Genomic DNA, 15,329 nt, shown 5'->3' with positions numbered 1-15,329 from the left:
GTTTCAGCTACCTAGGATCACCCAGACCGGATTTTCTCGCCGGCCCGGTGCCCTTGGCCAGCCCTGCTCCCCCTGCTTCAACCAGCCACTACGCCCTGCTTCAGGTGGCAGAGACGGCTTCGCCCCAGGAGTTGCGCAGGGCTTTTCGCGGCCTGAGCAAGCTGTATCACCCCGACACAACCCTGCTGCCGGCGCCTGAAGCTGCTGCCCTGTTCCAACTGCTGCAACAGGCCTATGCGGTGCTGAGCGATCCGGAGTTGCGCCGGCGTTACGACGCCGAGCTCCATCCGGTTTTGCCCCAGCGCCCCCCCCCATTGGCGGCCATGGCTGCCGCGCCGCCGCGGCGGGTTTCGGTGCGGCGCGACCTCTCCGGCGGCGAGTGGCTGGCCCTGTTGCTGCTCGGTTTTGCCCTGCTGGTGAGCTTGGTGCTCGGCGTGGGGGTGGCCTGGATGCGGGGTGTCGAGCTGGTGCAGTTGCCCTCCTGGTGGGCTGGGGCCGGCTCCATGACAGGGTTGGGCCCATGAGCGAACTGCCCAGTCCCCAGACCCCCCTTTACCACCATCCCCTGCCGGCGCTTGAAAACTGGCTGGTCCAGCTGGGCGCCAGCCGGCAGCGGGACAACCCCTGTCTGTGGGATCTGCACCGGCCGGAATGGAGTGCTCAGATTGAGCTGGAGGTGGAGGAGCTCAAGGTGAGCTGGCATCACGACGGCCAGGTGTCAGTGCGCCACTTTCCCTATGGCCTGTCGAGGGCTGATGCCGAGGCGGTGATCCTGGCCGGCCCCTAGCCCCTTGGGGCACCCTGCTCAGCGGCAGACGCTGCTGCGGCGCTCGGCGGCCGGGGCGGTCGGCCCGCAGTTCAGCCAGCGCACCAGGGAATCTTCCACATCGGTGAACAGCACCAGCACCCCGCCGCACAGCAATACCAGGGCCCCACTCACCAGCCAGTGCTGCTTGGTCATGGCTTAGAGGTCATGGCTTAGAGCTCATCAAGGGCCGAGCTGAGGTTAGGGCCCAACTGCTGGGCCTGCCATTGGCCCGCCAGCGCTTCGGCGCTGAGGGGCTCCAGCGGCGGCAACTGGGCCAGTACCGGGGCCTGGGCCAGGGCGGCCAGGGTGGCTGGGTTGTCCTGGTGGAGCGGACCGTTGAGTACCAGGCCCAGCAGATGCAGCCCCCGGCGGCGCAGGGCTTCCACCGACAGCAGGGTGTGGTTGAGCGTGCCCAGGCCACTGCGGGCCACCAGCAGTACCGGCAACCCCCACACGGCCAGCTGGTCGATCTGCAGCCAGTCCCGCCGCAGGGGCACCAGCAGGCCGCCGGCGGTTTCCACCACCAAGGGCCCGGTCACCGCCGGCAGGGCCAGCCGGGCCGGATCGATCTTGATCCCTTCGCGTTCGGCGGCCCAGTGGGGCGACACCGGCGCCCGCAGGCGGTAGGCCTCCGCCAGCAGGCGTTCGGCGGGGAGTTGCAACAGGGCCTGCAGCCGGCCCGTGTCGCCGCCGCCCTCCAGGCCGCTCTGCACCGGTTTCCAGTAGTGGGCGCCCAGGCCCTGCACCACCAGGGCGCTGACGACGGTCTTGCCCACGTCGGTGTCGGTGCCGCAGACCACCAGCTGGCGTCTGGAACGGGTCATGGCTGGTAGTTGGAGCCGGGGCGCTGGGCCAGCAGCACCAGCACCTCCCAGCTGACCCGGCCTGGGGCCGGCCAGTGGCCCAGTAGCTGGCGCAGCTGGCCGGGGGCCAGGCGGTCGCAGCGGCTGGCGCTGGCCCCCAGGGTTTTGAGTTGCTGCAGAAAGCCCTGGCCGCTGCCGTAGTTGCGGCTGAACTGCAGCCTTTGGCAGTGCCGCAGCTCCAGTTCACCCCGGTCGGCCACTGCCTCCGACGCAACTGCCTCCAACGCTTGTGCCTCCGGCAGGGCCAGGGCGCTGCAGGGCACCCCGGCGGCGGCGGCGGCCTGGTGCCATTCGGGAAAGCTGCCGCTGGTTGGCACGGCCAGGGCCAGCCAGCCCCCTGGTCGCAGCCGGCTGCACCAGTGCCGCAACTGGGTGGCGGGTTCGTCGAGCCACTGCAGGGCAAAGCTGGAGCTGAGCAGGGCGGCCTGCTGCAGGGATTCGGGCAGCCCCTGGTTGAGATCCCAGAGCAGGCGCTGGTCCGGCCCGGCCAGGGGGTTTTGGGCCAGCAGCTCGGGGCAGATATCCAGCTGCAGCATGGGCTCCAGCCTGCCCTGCCGGCCAAGGGCCTGACCGACCAGGCCGCTGCCGGCGCCCAGGTCGGCCCGGGGACCTGCGGCGGGGATCGGCAGGGTTGCGCAGAGATGGGCCAGCCGCCAGGCCACCCCTTGCTGCAGGCGGGCCTGGCTGGAATAGGGGCCGGCGTGGCGGCCGAAGCGGGCACTCACCCGCTGGCTGAAGGGGGCAGCGCTCATGGCAGGGCCTCGATCCAGGCGCACACCATGCCCACCAGGGACGAACTCACCAGACAGTGCCCCACCCCGGCCAGCTCGAGGCTGTCGGCGGAGGGCAGGGCCTCGCGCAGCAGCCGGCGGGCTTCCGGAACCACGATCTGATCCTCCCTGCCCTCCACGATCAACACCCGGGCCCGGCTCGGGAAGCCCGCCGGCAGGCCGGTGGTGGCGGCCAGCAGGGCCAGATCCTCAGCCAGCCGCCGCCGCCCCGGCTCCAGCAGGGCTCTGGCCGTGATGCCCGGCGGCAGCTGGCTGGGCGCCTGGGGGGCCGCGGCCTTCTCCAGGAAGGTCTCAATCATGGAGTCGGCCTGGCTGCTCCCCAGCTGGTCGGCCATGGCGGCCACGGCTGCGGCCAGCCGGCGGCCGTCCTTGCCCTCCGGCAGGAAGCGGCCAAAGCTGGCCAGCAGCACCACCGCATCGGCCTGCTCCAGCACGGTGGCGGGCAGCAGGTGGGGGCCGAGCGAGTGGGCGACCACCACCTTCAGCCCGCCGCCGGCCAGCCAGTTAACCGCCTGGGGGGTCTGGCCGGCGTAACCCCGTTCGCCGCACTGCCCCCGCCAGCCACGGGCGCTCCAGGCGGCCTGGAATGGTTCCATTCCCTGGGCATCGCCGGCCCAGCCGTGCATGGCGATCAGCTGCATGGCAATTTTTGGCCTTGTGGGGATCCCAGGGCCGTCAGCAACCGTTCCAGGCTGCCCAGCGGCAGGTCGGCCCGCAGCACCAGGCGCAGCCGGGCGCTGCCCTCGGGCACGGTGGGCGGCCGGATCGCTACCCCCAGCAGGCCGGCGGCCTCCAGGCGTTGCTGCAGTTCCAGGGCCAGGCCGTCATCGCCCACCAACAGGGGCAGGATCGGCCCCAGGCCGGGGGGGCGCGGCCAGCCGGCGGCCTCCAGGGCGCTGCGCCAGCGCTTGGCCCGCAGCAGCAGTGCAGGGCCGGGGGGGTTGGCCTGGATCTGGCCGAGGGCGGCCAGGGCTGCGGCGGCCAGGGGCGGGGCCAGGGCCGTGGTGTAGCGGAAGGAGCCGCTGAATTGCAGCAACCATTCCATCACCAGGGCGTCGCCGGCCAGGAAGGCGCCACCGCTGCCGAAGGCCTTGCCGAAGGTGCCGCTGAGCAGGGCGATCTCCCCCTGGCCCTTTGCCCCGTTGAGGCCATATCCCAGCCCGCGGCCGCCGGGGCCGAGCACCCCGAGGGCATGGGCCTCATCCAGCAGCAGGGCGGCGCCGTGGCTCTGGCAGAGGGCCGCCAGGGCGGCCACATCCGGACTTGTGCCCTGCATGGAAAACAGACTTTCGCTCAGCACCAGCAGCCGCTGCCCCGGCCGCGCCTGCCGCGCCAGCTGGAGGCGCCGCCCCAGGTCGTTGAGGTCGTTGTGGGCAAAGCGCTGCAGCCGGGCGCCGCTGGCCCGCACCCCAGTGAGCAGGGAGTGGTGGATCAGCCGGTCGGCCAGTACCAGGCTATGGCGATCGGCCAGGGCCAGCACGGCCGCCAGGTTGGCCTGAAAGCCGCTGGGAAAGAGCAGCACCCGCTCCCGCCCCAGCCAGGTCGCCAGGGCCCGCTCCAGGGCCTGGTGCCCCGGCCGGCTGCCGCTCACCAGCCGGGAGGCGCCTGCTCCGACCCCCTCGAGGGCCGCGGCGGCCTGGGCGGCGGCAACCACGGCGGGATGGCAGCTCAGGCCCAGGTAGTCGTTGCTGGCCAGATCCAGCAGGGGCGCCCCGTCGACCTGCAGTCGGGCGGCGGCCTGGCCGGGCTCGAAGCTGCGCAGGCCGCGGCGGCGCTGCTCCGGCAGGAGCGCCAGCTGGCGCCGCAGCTCCTGTTGCCAGGGGGTGGCTGGCGGCAGCTGGGAGTGGGAGGCGTTGGGTCCCAATGATCTCGATCTCAACGACCCGTTCCCGTCGCGGCACGTTAAATCGAGCCTGGTTCAAGCCCCTGCTGCGGTGGGCTGTGCTGGGGCGGGCCGTGCCGGGGTGGGCAGTGCTTTGGGGAGAGGGATTCCCATAAGATGGATGGATGATCCAGCCCCGACAGCAGCGTGCCTGAAGTGGCGCCCAACGGGCTCGATCCGGCTACAATTTTTCTCTTTCCCCTAGATGATTTCCAGCTGGAGGCGATCGATGCCCTCCAGCAGGGCCATTCGGTTGTGGTGAGTGCGCCCACGGGTTCGGGCAAGACCCTGGTGGGCGAATACGCCATCTACCGGGCCCTGGCCCATGGCCAGAAGGTTTTTTACACCACGCCGCTGAAGGCGCTCTCCAACCAGAAGCTGCGCGATTTCCGCGAGCAGTTTGGCGCCGAGAGGGTGGGGCTGCTCACCGGTGATATGAGCCTCAACCGGGAGGCCCAGGTGGTGGTAATGACCACCGAGATCTTCCGCAACATGCTCTACGCGGAAGCCGATGCGGGAGATGACCCGCTGGAGGGCGTGGAGGCGGTGGTGCTCGACGAGTGCCACTACATGAATGATTCCCAGCGCGGCACCGTGTGGGAAGAATCGATCATCCACTGTCCTCCCTCAATTCAGCTGGTGGCGCTGTCGGCCACGGTGGCCAATGCCGGCCAGCTCACCGACTGGATCAATCGGGTGCATGGCCCCACCTCGCTGGTGCACAGCGACCACCGGCCCGTGCCCCTGGCCTTCAGCTTCTGCAGCGCCAAGGGCCTGCACCCCCTGCTCAACGACGAGGGCACGGGTCTCCATCCCAACTGCAAGGTGTGGCGGGCTCCCAAGGGCAGTCGCCGCAAGGGCCCCAAAATCCCCAAGCCGCCCCAGCCCGAGGCACCGCCCCTGGGCTTTGTGGTGGCCCAGATGGCCGAGCGCGACATGCTGCCGGCCATCTATTTCATCTTCAGTCGCCGCGGCTGCGACAAGGGGGTCAAGGAGCTGGGCAGGGCCTCTCTGGTGACGCCCGCCGAGCAGGCCCGCATTCAGGCCCGACTGGATCTGTTTGTGGCAACCACCCCCGAGGCCGTGCGCGAGGGAGGCCATGCCGAAGCCCTGCTGCGGGGCATCGCCTCCCACCACGCCGGGGTGTTGCCGGCCTGGAAGGAACTTATCGAGGATCTCTTTCAGCAGGGCCTGATCAAGGTGGTGTTCGCCACCGAAACCCTGGCCGCGGGCATCAACATGCCGGCCCGCACCACAGTGATCTCTGCACTATCGAAGCGCACCGAGCGGGGCCACCGGCCGCTGATGGGCAGTGAATTCCTGCAGATGGCCGGCCGGGCCGGGCGGCGGGGGCTCGACTCCCAGGGCTACGTGGTGACCGTGCAGAGCCGCTTTGAGGGGGTGCGGGAGGCGGGCCAGCTGGCGACTGCGCCGGCCGATCCGCTGGTGAGCCAGTTCACGCCCAGCTACGGCATGGTGCTCAACCTGCTGCAGCGCTACCCCCTGGCCAAGGCCAGGGAGCTGGTGGAGCGCAGCTTTGGCCGCTACCTGGCCACCTTGGATCTGGTGGAGGACGAAGCCCGAATTGCCCAGTTGATGCAGCAGCTGGCGGGCCTGGAAGACGGCTCGGGCGAGGTGCCCTGGGACGATTTTGAAGACTACGAAAAGCGGCGGGCTCACCTGCGCGAGGAGCGCCGCATCCAGCGGACCCTGCAGCAGCAAGCCGAGGAAACCCTCGCCCACGAGCTCACCTTGGCGCTGCAATTTGCCAGCGAGGGCAGCCTGGTGAGCCTGAAGGCGCCCCAGTTGCGCGGCCGGGTGACGCCGGCAGTGATTGTGGAGAAGGTGAAGGGGCCCGGTCAGTTCCCCCTGCTCAAGTGCCTCACCGATGAGAACCTCTGGGTGTTGCTGCCCTGCCAGGGGGTCGTGAGCCTGCATGCCGAGCTCAGCTGCCTGCAGGTGGGCCAGGTGGATGCCCCCGAGCTAGGCCACGCCGGTGAGATCCGCCATGGCGACCAGGCCAGTGGCGGCCTGGCCCTGGCGGTGGCCTCGATGGCCAGCCGCCACGACATGGCCACCCCCCAGTACGACCTGGCCGGTGAGGTGCGGGCCCAGGCCCAGCTCGTAGATCAGCTGGAGGAGCGGCTCGAGCTGCATCCGGCCCACCGCTGGGGCGACCGCCGCCAGCTGACAAAGCACCGCCGCCGGATGGAGGAGCTCCAGGTTGAGATTGGCGAGCGCCAGCAGTTGCTGCACTTCAGGTCGAACAGGCACTGGGAAACCTTCCTGGCCCTGATCGAGGTGCTGCGACACTTCGGTGCCCTGGCCGGCCCCGAGGGTCTAGAGCCCACCGAGGTGGGCCGCACTGTGGCGGCCCTGCGCGGCGACAACGAGCTGTGGCTGGGCCTGGCCCTGATGAGCGGCCACCTCGACGAGCTCGATCCGCCCCAGCTGGCGGCGGTGTTTGAGGCGATCTCCACCGAGGTGAGCCGGCCCGATCTCTGGAGTGGTTATCCACCGCCCCCGGCGGTGGAGGAGGCCCTGCACGCCCTGCGCGGCCTGCGCCGGGAGCTGGAGCGCCAGCAGGAGGGGGCCAAGGTGACCTTCCCGCTCTGGTGGGAGCCAGAACTCACCGGCCTGGTTGACGCCTGGGCCAAAGGGGCCAGCTGGAGCGACATGATCGCCAACACCTCCCTCGATGAGGGGGATGTGGTGAGGATCCTGCGCCGCACCGTGGATCTGCTGGCCCAGGTGCCCTACTGCGAAGCGATCAGCCAGCAGCTGCGCAACAACGCCCGGGCCGCCCTCAAGGCGATCAACCGCTTCCCGGTTTGCGAGATCGAGGATCTGTTGCCCAAGGCGCCGGCGGCGATTGCCAGGCCGCCTGGGGATCCTGGGGGTTGAGCTTCGGCATGAATGGCGTTGCTTCGACAGTAGGTTGAATGCTGCGCCGGCTTCGCCCTTGATCAACCCCGCCCGCATCCGCATCCTGGCGGTGGGCAAGGTGCGCAAGGGCTGGGTGAGCGAGGGGGTGGAGCTATATCGCAGGCGCTTGCCAGGGCTGGAGATAGTTGAGCTGCGCGATGGCGGCCTGGCCCGCGAAGCCGAGGCGATCAGCTCCGAGCTGCGCCGGGGTGAGCAGCTGGTGGCCCTGTGCGAAGAGGGCCAGACCTATGACTCGCTGGCCTTCGCCCAGGCACTGGAGGGATCCGGCTCCGAGCAGCTGGCTTTTGTGATCGGCGGTGCCGCTGGCCTCGATCCGACGCTCAAGGCGCGGGCCAGCTGGCGCCTGAGCCTCTCGCCCCTGACCTTCCCCCATGAGTTGGCGCGGCTACTGCTGCTCGAGCAGCTTTACCGGGCCCGCTCGATCCAGCAGGGCGGGCCGTACCACCGTCCAGGCGCTTGAGTGGGGAGGCGCTTACGCCCCGCGATGACCACGATCGACAGCCGCTACGAGGGAGCCCTGCGCTGCCACTCCAGCCATGGCCCCTCGGGCTCTGTGCTCGAGACCGATGCCCCCACCGACAACCAGGGCAAGGGGGAGCGGTTCTCGCCCACCGATCTGGTGGCCACGGCCCTGAGCACCTGCATCCTGACGATCCTGGGAATCGTCGCCGAGCGCCACGACTGGCCGCTGCAGGGGGCCACCGCCCGGGTGCAGAAGACCATGGGCTCCGAGGCGCCACGGCGCATCGCCCTGCTGGAGGTGTGGATCAGCCTGCCGGCTGGCCTCAGCGAGCAGCAGCGGGATGTGCTGCAGCGGGCCGGGGAAAGCTGTCCGGTCAAGCTGAGCCTGGAGGGGGCGGTGCCGATTCGGCTGCACTGGGGCTGAGCAGCTAGCTAGAGCCCCCAGCTCAAAACCCCAGCTCAAATCCCCAGTCGCTGCCAGATCACCCCCAGATGGGCTTGGTGCAGCTCGGTGGAGAAACAATCCGCCAGGGCTGCCGGGCTGAGCCGCGCCGTCACCTCCGCGTCGGCCGCCAGGTTGGCGCGGAAATCACCCCCGGCGGTGTTCCAGGCGGTGTGGGCGTGGCGCTGCACGATCCGGTAGGCGTCTTCGCGGTTGATGCCGGCTTCCACCAGGGCCAGCAGCACCCGCTGGCTGAACACCACACCGCCATAGACATTCATGTTGCGGGCCATGTTGCCTGGGTAAACCCCTAGGCCCTTCACTACCGCGGTCATCTCGCGCAGCATGAAGTGGAGGGTCACCGAGCAATCCGGCAGCATCATGCGCTCCACCGAGCTGTGGCTGATGTCGCGCTCGTGCCAGAGGGCGCAGTTTTCCAGCGCCGCCACCACATAACTGCGCAGCACCCTGGCCAGGCCGCTGATCCGCTCGCTGCGGATCGGGTTGCGCTTGTGGGGCATGGCCGAGCTCCCTTTTTGCCCCTTGGCGAAGTTTTCCTCCACCTCCAGCACATCGGTGCGCTGCAGGTTGCGGATCTCGGTGGAGAAGCGCTCCAGGGCCGCCCCCACCAGGGCGAGGGTCTGCACGTATTCGGCGTGGCGATCGCGGGCGATCACCTGGGTGCTGGCCGCATCCGGCACCAGGCCGAGCCGCTCGCAGGCGATGGCCTCCACCTGGGGGTCGGTGTTGGCGTAGGTGCCCATGGCGCCGCTGATCTGGCCCACGCTCACCACCCGCTCCAGGCGCTCGAGGCGCTCCTGGTTGCGCACCACCTCCGCCAGCCAGCCGGCCAGCTTGAAGCCGAAGCTGATCGGCTCGCCGTGGATGGCATGGCTGCGGCCAATCATCACGGTGCCCTTGTGCTCGCGGGCTAGGGCCCTGAGGGCATCGGCCAGGGCATCGAGCTCGGCGCGCAGCAGCTGCACCGAGGCCTTCAGTTGCAGGGCCAGGCCGGTGTCGAGCACATCGGAGCTGGTCATGCCGACGTGGATGTGGCGGCCGGCATCGCCCACGTGCTCGTTGACGTTGGTGAGGAAGGCGATCACGTCGTGGCGCACCTCCGCCTCGATCTCGAGGATGCGCTCCACCGAGAAGGCGGCCTTCGCCTTGATCGCCGCCAACGCTTCGGCCGGCACCCGGCCGAGCTGGCAGTTGGCTTCGGTGGCGGCGATCTCCACATCGAGCCAGCTCTGGAACTTGGCCTGTTCGCTCCAGAGGTTGCCCATTTCGGGCAGGGTGTAACGCTCGATCAAGGCCGCGAAGGCTCACATCGGGCCAATCTATTGGGGCGCTCGCTGGAGCTTGTTCAGGCCACGCTGGTGAGCCGGCGGTGTTCCACTTCCCACTGCACCTGCTGACCCCAGGCCTGCTGGCGCACCCAGCAGCGACCTCCACGGCACTGGAGCAGCTGGAAGGGCGGCAGGTCGGCGGGTTGGTTGCGCAATTTCACGAAGCTTCCCGGGTAGAGAAGCTCCACCACGTTGTTGGCCATCACTGGGGCATGGGGAAGATGGGGCCATCCTGGGTCGGGTTTGGCCATGGCGCCCTGATGCTTGGAATCTGTTCCGTTTGAGTTGTGGTTTGATCACAGAAGCGCAAGTGCCATGGGCCGCAGACAACGCCTGGATCAGGAGCTGGTGGCCCGCGGCCTGGCCGCCAGCCGCCAGCAGGCCCAGCAGCTGATCCGGGCCGGGCGGGTGCGGCTGGGCGATCGGGTGCTCGACAAGCCAGGCACGGAGGTGTTGCCGGAGGCGGAGCTGCACGTGCAGCAATCCCCCCGATTTGTCTCCCGGGGCGGGGAGAAGCTGCTCCAGGCCCTGGCCACCTTCCCCCTGGAGGTGCGGGGCCGGGTCTGCCTCGATGGCGGCATCTCCACCGGGGGCTTCAGCGATTGCCTGCTCCAGCACGGCGCAGAGCGCGTCTATGGCATCGATGTGGGCTACGGGCAGACCGCCTGGAGCCTGCGCTGCGATCCGCGCCTGGTGCTGCGGGAGCGCACCAACCTGCGCCACCTGTTGGCGGCCGATCTCTATGGGCCCGCTGACCCCTGGCCCGATCTGGCGGTGGCCGATGTGTCGTTCATCTCACTTTCCCTGGTGCTGCCCGCCCTGCTGGGCTTACTCCGGCCCGAAGCGGCCTGGGATCTGCTCCTGCTGGTCAAGCCCCAGTTTGAAGTGGGCAAGGGGCGGGTGGGCAAGGGGGGGGTGGTGCGGGATCCTGCTGCCCACTGCGATGCCATTGCGGGTGTGGTTGGAGCGGCGGCGGCTTTGGGCCTGGAGGCCTGGGGGTTGGTGGCCTCCCCACTCACCGGTCCGGCGGGCAACCACGAATACCTGCTCTGGCTGCGGCCCACTGGCCTTGGCCCCCAGGGAGCACCAGCAGACAGGGCCATCCCAACCGCTGGGGTCAACCCCGCCACCATCAGGGCCCTGGTGGCCACCACCCTGGCCCCTTGCCTTGCCGCCAAGGGCTGACCCCAGAGCTGACCCCGGGGCTCAGGCTTAGATGGCGCCGCTGTCGCGATCGCCCGTGCGGATGCGGATCACGGCGTCGATTGTGCTGACGAAGATCTTGCCGTCGCCGATTTCGCCGGTGCGGGCAGCCTCCTGGACGGCTGAAACCACCGTATCCACCTTGTCGTCATCGACGACGATCTCCAGTTTGAGCTTCTGCAGAAATTCCACGGTGAATTCCGAGCCGCGGTAGCGCTCCACCTGGCCCTTCTGACGGCCAAAGCCCCGCACCTCGCTGACGGTCATGCCCACGATGCCCGCGTTGACCAGTGCGATCTTGACGTCCTCGAGCTTGAAGGGACGAATGATGGCCTCGACTTTTTTCATGGAAGCAGCTGATGCTGATGGGAAGTCTCTCAGGTGCCCGCTGCCGAGGGCAGCTGACAGGCCTATTAGGCCCGAGTGCCGGGGCGATCGTGGTAGCTGTGGCTACCGGCCAGCACAACTGGCAGGCAGGTCTGGGCCCGTTCCTAGGATTGGCCTTCAGCCGGTTTCTGGCCGGGCCCTATCGCCTTTCCATGTCTTCCAGCCCTGCTGCCGTTTCCGATCGCACCCTCACCCCCGCCTATGGCGAGCGGGCCATCGCCGAGGCGGAGCTGATCTGTTTTGACAACCCCCGGCCGGGCCGGGCCTACGAGATCTCCATTGAGCTGCCGGAATTCACCTGCAAGTGCCCTTTTTCGGGCTACCCGGATTTTGCGGTGCTGCGCCTGATCTACCAGCCTGGCCCCAGGGTGGTAGAGCTCAAGGCGATCAAGCTCTACGTAAACAGCTACCGCGACCGGGCCATCTCCCACGAAGAGGTCACAAACCGCATCCTCGATGATCTTGTGGCTGCTACCGAGCCCCAGTGGATGCAGCTGGAGGCAGACTTCCATCCCCGCGGCAACGTGCACACCGTGGTGCGGGTGAGCCACGGCAGCCGGCTTGCCTGTTAAAGCTGGCTGAGCAGCTGGGGCAATTCGGCGGCAAAGCCGGTGAGGTTGCGGTTGCAAAGGCCCGCCACATGCAGCTGGCCCGGGCCAGGCCCTTCTTCGGCGATCGCCCAGAGTTGGCGGGTTGCCACCAGGCTGAGCCCCCCGCCGGCTAGGGCGATCGCGAAGCCTGCGTAGACGAGCGGCACCCCTGGATCTCGTTTCAAAAGGATGCCACTGGCGGGCAGCACGCTCGCCACCCGGATGGGTAGACCCTTGACCTCCAACGCTTCGCCGCCGGGGCTGATCTGGCCCAAGGGGCTGCCGTCGGCGCCGTACACCTCCACCGGTCCCTGCTCACTGCCCAGGCTGAGGAGCACAGGCTCACTGCCATCGGGGCGGGTCGGCAGCACGAGTCCCCACACCTGCTCGCCCAGCTGGGGGAAGCTCTGCAGGGGCAACTGCAGCAGCGGACTCCTGCCCAGCTGCAGGCTGATTGCCGCCAGGGCCCAGTCGGCCTGGTAGAGGGTCACCCCTTGGAAGCGCAGGGGGTGGTTCACGCTGATCTGGGCCTGTTTCAGCAGGCTGCCGCCGCTGCCATCGCCTTCGAGGATGCGCAGCTGGGAGGTGAATTGCTCTGGCCGGCCGGCCGGATCGCGCTGGATGGAGAAGTTGTCGAGGGCGAGGGTGAGCTTGCTGCTGCCCCGGCTATCCATCAGCTCCAGGCTGCGGCCGGGGGCCAGGTATTGCTCGGCACGCTGGCCTGCCACGGCCCCCCAGGCGGCCCCCAGCATCAGCACCACCATGCCGGCGTGTACCAGCAGGGGGCCAACCTTGCCCAGCAGCCCCTTGCGAGCCGCCAGGCGATCCCCCTGGCGGCGGATCTGCCAGCCCTTGCCCTGCAGCAGTTGGGCCAACTTTTCAAGGCTTGCTCCGGGCTGGTCGGTGGCGAGGCTTTCGGCCAGGCTCAGCTTGCTGAGTTGGCGCGGCTTGCGGTAGTCAATCCAGCGCAGCGATGCCCGCAGGGCGGGCCATTGGCGCCGCCAGCTGCACAGCAGCAAGGCCAGGGCCAGCCAGGCCAGTAATCCCAGAAACCAGCCGCTGGAATAGATGTGGTCGAGCTGCAGGGCCAGTACCCCTTCGCCAGGTAGCAGGCCAAGCCAGGGCTGGGGGTCGTAGAGCCGATGGTAAAACTCCGCCGTTTCCCGCTGGGGGATGGCTGTGCCCACGCCGCTGGCGATGGCTATCACCAGCAGCAGCACGATCGCCAGGCGCAGATCGGAGATCAGGGCCACCAGCCGGGGGAGGGCCTTCATCTCCAGTTGGCCACCAGGGTGACGGCCCCGGTGGTGACCAGCACCACCCCGCTGATCGGGGGCACCCATTGGCCGACGCGGCGCAGGCTGAGCAGGCCGGGCAGGCTGGCGGCGGCGGTGCCGGCCAGCAGCAGCGGCACCACCTGGCCGGCGCCAAAGCTGCTGAGCAGCAGCATCCCAACCAGGGGTTTGCCGTTCTGGGCCATCCAGGCCAGCAGCACTGCCAGCACGGGGGTGGTGCAGGGGGTTGCGGCCAGGCCGAAGGCCAGGCCAGCGGCCAGAGGTGCCAGCGGGGCAGGCACTTTGCGGCGCCAAATCTCAGGATCGGGCCCCGCGGGCAGAGGCAGCCTGAGCAGGCCCAGCAGATTGAGGCCCATCAGCAGGGCCAGCAGGGCCACCACGATGGGTACGAGCCCGGGAATCTGGCCGTAGATGCGGCCCAGGAAGCCGCTCACCAGGCCGAGCAGCACCAGGGCTGCCACGATGCCAGCGGCAAAGCTGAGGCTGCGCTTCCAGGGGGCCTGGCGCTCCAGTTCCTGGCTGCCGGCAGGGCCGCTGAAGCCGGCCAGGTAGGCCAGGGTCACCGGCAGCAGCGAGAGGGAACAGGGGCCCAGGCTGGTGAGCAGACCCCCGGCAAAAACCACAGCCACGGTGCTCGGGGTGGGGCTGGCTAGGGAGTGCTGCAGCAGGGCCTCGCTAGTGCGGGCCCAGTCGGCCAATTGGGGCCCAAGGCTGATCATGGACCCAGCCTATCGGGCAGGTGCTGTGCGGCGGCGGCGGCGGGGAGTAGGGGCCAGGCCACCGGCTTCCAGGGAGCAACGGATCAGCAAGCCGCAGACCAGCAGGCTGGCCATCAGGGAATTGCCGCCGTAACTGATCAGGGGCAGGGGCAGGCCTGTGGTCGGCATGGCGCCGCTGGCCACGGCGATATTCAGGATCGACTGGCCCAGCAGCAGGGTGGTGCAGCCAATGGCGATCAGCCGCTGCTGGTTGCTGCGGCAGCTCAGGGCGACCCGCAGCCCCACGAAGCCAAACAGCATCAAAAACAGCAGCAACCCCACCGAGCCCACAAAGCCAAACTCCTCGGCAAACACCGCGAAAATGAAGTCGGTGCTCTGAATCGGCAGATATTGCAGCTTCTGGGTGGAAAGGCCAAACCCTTCCCCCAACAAGCCTCCCGAGCCGATTGCCAACAGGCTCTGCACCAGCTGGTAGCCATCCCCCTGGGCGTCACTCCAGGGATTGAGGAAAGACACCACCCTGATGCGCTGGTATTCGTTGAGCATGATGCTGCCCATGCCGAGCAGCCCCCCAGCTCCGGCCGCGCCCAGCAGCAGGGGCATCGAGAGGCCGGCGGCCATGGCCATCAGCCAGAGCAGCAAGCCGGAAAGGGCGGCTGTGCTGAGGTTGGGCTGCTTGAGGATCAGCAGGATCAGGGCCCCAAACACCCCTAGCCACAGCAGTTTCTGGTCGATGCCGATGCGTTTCCAGTGGGCAAACAGGGCGGCCCCTTGCAGCACCAGGAAGGGCTTGACCAATTCCGATGGTTGGAGCTGAACCGGCCCGATCACCAGCCAGCGGCTGGCACCGTTGACGGTGCTGCCCATCACAAGGGTGGCCGCGATCAGCAGGATGCCGCCCCACAGGCCCAGGGGAGCCAGATGCAACCAACGCCGCAGGCTGGTGCTCAGGCCCAGCCAGAGCAACCCCCAGCTGGCCACCATCCAGATCAGCTGCCGCTTGAGATAGAAGGCTCCATCCCCCATTTCCCGTTCGGCGACCCACCAACTGGCCGAGGTGAGCACCAGCAGGCCGATTCCGCTCCACAGGCCCACCATCGCCAGCAGCAGGCGCGCTTCTGCGGGCCACTGCTCCCATGGCAAGGGCAACAGGCCCCAAGCTTTTTTGGAACGGGGGGGCGGTTCGCTGTTGCGACGGCGGGTTGCGGTTCGAGCCAATGGCTGAAGGTGGGGATGGCTTGGAAAACGCCATCACGAGGCCCCATTCAGCCGTGCACCAGGGGTGGTTGTCGAGCCTCCGGTGGGGAATGGTTAACCAAAAATGGCCCATAAAAAAGCCCGGCCTGGGCCGGGCTCTGGGTTGCTAAGGGGATTCGGCCTGGCCGGGAGCTCAGTTGCCGACGTTTTGTTGGCGGCGGCCCGTGGCCAGTTCCACCTTGAGAATCTTGCCGCCCTGCTTCATGATTCGCTGCTGTTCAGCAAACCAGCTGTCGTAGGGCACCCATTTGGTGAAATAGGTGTTCTGAAGCTCACGCTGGGTGCGGCTCTTTTCCGGGCTGGGGATGCAGGCCGTGATCTTGAACAGACGCATG

19 protein-coding genes are annotated in these 15,329 nt (G+C 68.5%); 7 read left to right on the top strand and 12 right to left on the bottom strand.

The annotated features are described in order from the left end of the window. Window positions 1–53: 53 nt before the first annotated feature. Window positions 54–524, top strand: coding sequence for a J domain-containing protein (locus H8F27_RS04185; protein ID WP_197151472.1), 471 nt, complete (start codon window positions 54–56; stop codon window positions 522–524). Beyond that, complete coding sequence (locus H8F27_RS04180; protein ID WP_197151470.1) at window positions 521–787, top strand: DUF3143 domain-containing protein; 267 nt, start codon at window positions 521–523, stop codon at window positions 785–787. Before H8F27_RS04185 ends, H8F27_RS04180 begins: the two co-directional genes overlap by 4 nt. A gap of 18 nt (window positions 788–805) precedes the next feature. Here the strand turns inward: H8F27_RS04180 and H8F27_RS04175 are convergent, their stop codons facing one another. The 5 genes from H8F27_RS04175 to H8F27_RS04155 are packed head-to-tail and all read right to left on the bottom strand — an operon-like array spanning window position 806 to window position 4,269. Beyond that, window positions 806–961, bottom strand: a complete 156-nt coding sequence (locus H8F27_RS04175; RefSeq protein WP_197151468.1) for a hypothetical protein — start codon at window positions 959–961, stop codon at window positions 806–808. A gap of 17 nt (window positions 962–978) precedes the next feature. Then, window positions 979–1,632, bottom strand: coding sequence for a dethiobiotin synthase (bioD, locus tag H8F27_RS04170; RefSeq protein ID WP_197151466.1), 654 nt, complete (start codon window positions 1,630–1,632; stop codon window positions 979–981). Further along, window positions 1,629–2,423: a methyltransferase domain-containing protein gene (locus H8F27_RS04165; RefSeq protein WP_197151464.1), complete on the bottom strand. Its 795-nt coding sequence runs from the start codon at window positions 2,421–2,423 to the stop codon at window positions 1,629–1,631. The genes bioD and H8F27_RS04165 overlap by 4 nt, the downstream gene beginning before the upstream one ends. Then, window positions 2,420–3,103 (bottom strand): alpha/beta hydrolase, encoded by a 684-nt coding sequence (locus H8F27_RS04160; protein WP_197151463.1) that lies wholly within the window; start codon window positions 3,101–3,103, stop codon window positions 2,420–2,422. The genes H8F27_RS04165 and H8F27_RS04160 overlap by 4 nt, the downstream gene beginning before the upstream one ends. Beyond that, window positions 3,094–4,269 (bottom strand): aminotransferase class I/II-fold pyridoxal phosphate-dependent enzyme, encoded by a 1,176-nt coding sequence (locus H8F27_RS04155; RefSeq protein WP_370594489.1) that lies wholly within the window; start codon window positions 4,267–4,269, stop codon window positions 3,094–3,096. The genes H8F27_RS04160 and H8F27_RS04155 overlap by 10 nt, the downstream gene beginning before the upstream one ends. 231 nt (window positions 4,270–4,500) lie before the next feature. On the opposite strand from H8F27_RS04155, the gene H8F27_RS04150 reads away from it, so the two are divergent. The 3 genes from H8F27_RS04150 to H8F27_RS04140 all read left to right on the top strand — a co-directional run bounded on the left by H8F27_RS04150 (window position 4,501) and on the right by H8F27_RS04140 (window position 8,176). Then, window positions 4,501–7,248: an RNA helicase gene (locus H8F27_RS04150; RefSeq protein ID WP_197153355.1), complete on the top strand. Its 2,748-nt coding sequence runs from the start codon at window positions 4,501–4,503 to the stop codon at window positions 7,246–7,248. A 61-nt stretch (window positions 7,249–7,309) separates the two neighbouring features. Continuing rightward, window positions 7,310–7,750 carry a 23S rRNA (pseudouridine(1915)-N(3))-methyltransferase RlmH gene (locus H8F27_RS04145; RefSeq protein ID WP_197153354.1) on the top strand — a complete coding sequence of 147 codons (441 nt, stop codon included), beginning with the start codon at window positions 7,310–7,312 and terminating at the stop codon, window positions 7,748–7,750. 24 nt (window positions 7,751–7,774) lie between these two features. Next, a complete protein-coding gene (locus tag H8F27_RS04140) occupies window positions 7,775–8,176 on the top strand; it encodes an OsmC family protein (RefSeq protein ID WP_197151458.1) in 402 nt (133 codons plus the stop codon). A 35-nt stretch (window positions 8,177–8,211) separates the two neighbouring features. On the opposite strand, the gene purB is transcribed toward H8F27_RS04140, so the two are convergent. Both purB and H8F27_RS04130 read right to left on the bottom strand, forming a co-directional pair. Further along, entirely contained in the window at window positions 8,212–9,507 is a 1,296-nt protein-coding gene (gene purB / locus H8F27_RS04135) for an adenylosuccinate lyase (protein WP_197151457.1), read from the bottom strand. A gap of 53 nt (window positions 9,508–9,560) precedes the next feature. Then, window positions 9,561–9,746: a hypothetical protein gene (locus tag H8F27_RS04130; protein ID WP_197151456.1), complete on the bottom strand. Its 186-nt coding sequence runs from the start codon at window positions 9,744–9,746 to the stop codon at window positions 9,561–9,563. A 112-nt stretch (window positions 9,747–9,858) separates the two neighbouring features. Here H8F27_RS04130 and H8F27_RS04125 point away from each other — a divergent pair, with 112 nt between their 5' ends. Then, the gene (locus H8F27_RS04125) at window positions 9,859–10,728 is read left to right on the top strand and encodes a TlyA family RNA methyltransferase (protein ID WP_197151454.1); all 870 of its coding nucleotides are present in this window, start codon (window positions 9,859–9,861) and stop codon (window positions 10,726–10,728) included. 27 nt (window positions 10,729–10,755) lie between these two features. On the opposite strand, the gene H8F27_RS04120 is transcribed toward H8F27_RS04125, so the two are convergent. After that, window positions 10,756–11,094 (bottom strand): P-II family nitrogen regulator, encoded by a 339-nt coding sequence (locus tag H8F27_RS04120; RefSeq protein ID WP_197151453.1) that lies wholly within the window; start codon window positions 11,092–11,094, stop codon window positions 10,756–10,758. Between the two features lie 191 nt (window positions 11,095–11,285). Between H8F27_RS04120 and queF the strand changes: the two genes are divergently transcribed. Beyond that, entirely contained in the window at window positions 11,286–11,705 is a 420-nt protein-coding gene (gene queF / locus H8F27_RS04115) for a preQ(1) synthase (protein ID WP_197153353.1), read from the top strand. Here the strand turns inward: queF and H8F27_RS04110 are convergent. From H8F27_RS04110 to H8F27_RS04095, 4 genes are all read right to left on the bottom strand, one after another. Then, entirely contained in the window at window positions 11,702–12,997 is a 1,296-nt protein-coding gene (locus H8F27_RS04110; protein ID WP_197151451.1) for a cytochrome c biogenesis protein ResB, read from the bottom strand. The two genes, queF and H8F27_RS04110, sit on opposite strands and share 4 nt — an antisense overlap. Next, entirely contained in the window at window positions 12,994–13,737 is a 744-nt protein-coding gene (locus tag H8F27_RS04105) for a cytochrome c biogenesis protein CcdA (protein ID WP_197151450.1), read from the bottom strand. Before H8F27_RS04105 ends, H8F27_RS04110 begins: the two co-directional genes overlap by 4 nt. Before the next feature lie 9 nt (window positions 13,738–13,746). Further along, complete coding sequence (locus tag H8F27_RS04100) at window positions 13,747–14,889, bottom strand: FtsW/RodA/SpoVE family cell cycle protein (RefSeq protein ID WP_231596633.1); 1,143 nt, start codon at window positions 14,887–14,889, stop codon at window positions 13,747–13,749. A 238-nt stretch (window positions 14,890–15,127) separates the two neighbouring features. Then, window positions 15,128–15,328 carry a phycobilisome linker polypeptide gene (locus H8F27_RS04095; protein WP_197151449.1) on the bottom strand — a complete coding sequence of 67 codons (201 nt, stop codon included), beginning with the start codon at window positions 15,326–15,328 and terminating at the stop codon, window positions 15,128–15,130. Window position 15,329 lies beyond the last annotated feature (1 nt).

Source organism: Synechococcus sp. CBW1108 (genome assembly GCF_015840335.1).
Taxonomy (GTDB): Bacteria; Cyanobacteriota; Cyanobacteriia; order PCC-6307; family Cyanobiaceae; genus Cyanobium_A.
The sequence above is the reverse complement of the archived record's forward strand: the minus strand, read 5'-3'. Positions and strand labels throughout refer to the sequence as shown.

Excerpts from the sequence above, each read along its gene's own strand:
- H8F27_RS04180 (WP_197151470.1), top strand. The coding sequence starts at position 521 with ATGAGCGAACTGCCCAGTCCCCAGACCCCCCTTTACCACCATCCCCTG.
- H8F27_RS04175 (WP_197151468.1), bottom strand. The coding sequence starts at position 961 with ATGACCAAGCAGCACTGGCTGGTGAGTGGGGCCCTGGTATTGCTGTGC.
- bioD (WP_197151466.1), bottom strand. The coding sequence starts at position 1,632 with ATGACCCGTTCCAGACGCCAGCTGGTGGTCTGCGGCACCGACACCGAC.
- H8F27_RS04165 (WP_197151464.1), bottom strand. The coding sequence starts at position 2,423 with ATGAGCGCTGCCCCCTTCAGCCAGCGGGTGAGTGCCCGCTTCGGCCGC.
- H8F27_RS04160 (WP_197151463.1), bottom strand. The coding sequence starts at position 3,103 with ATGCAGCTGATCGCCATGCACGGCTGGGCCGGCGATGCCCAGGGAATG.
- H8F27_RS04140 (WP_197151458.1), top strand. The coding sequence starts at position 7,775 with ATGACCACGATCGACAGCCGCTACGAGGGAGCCCTGCGCTGCCACTCC.
- H8F27_RS04130 (WP_197151456.1), bottom strand. The coding sequence starts at position 9,746 with ATGGCCAACAACGTGGTGGAGCTTCTCTACCCGGGAAGCTTCGTGAAA.
- H8F27_RS04125 (WP_197151454.1), top strand. The coding sequence starts at position 9,859 with ATGGGCCGCAGACAACGCCTGGATCAGGAGCTGGTGGCCCGCGGCCTG.
- H8F27_RS04120 (WP_197151453.1), bottom strand. The coding sequence starts at position 11,094 with ATGAAAAAAGTCGAGGCCATCATTCGTCCCTTCAAGCTCGAGGACGTC.
- queF (WP_197153353.1), top strand. The coding sequence starts at position 11,286 with ATGTCTTCCAGCCCTGCTGCCGTTTCCGATCGCACCCTCACCCCCGCC.
- H8F27_RS04110 (WP_197151451.1), bottom strand. The coding sequence starts at position 12,997 with ATGAAGGCCCTCCCCCGGCTGGTGGCCCTGATCTCCGATCTGCGCCTG.
- H8F27_RS04105 (WP_197151450.1), bottom strand. The coding sequence starts at position 13,737 with ATGATCAGCCTTGGGCCCCAATTGGCCGACTGGGCCCGCACTAGCGAG.
- H8F27_RS04095 (WP_197151449.1), bottom strand. The coding sequence starts at position 15,328 with ATGCGTCTGTTCAAGATCACGGCCTGCATCCCCAGCCCGGAAAAGAGC.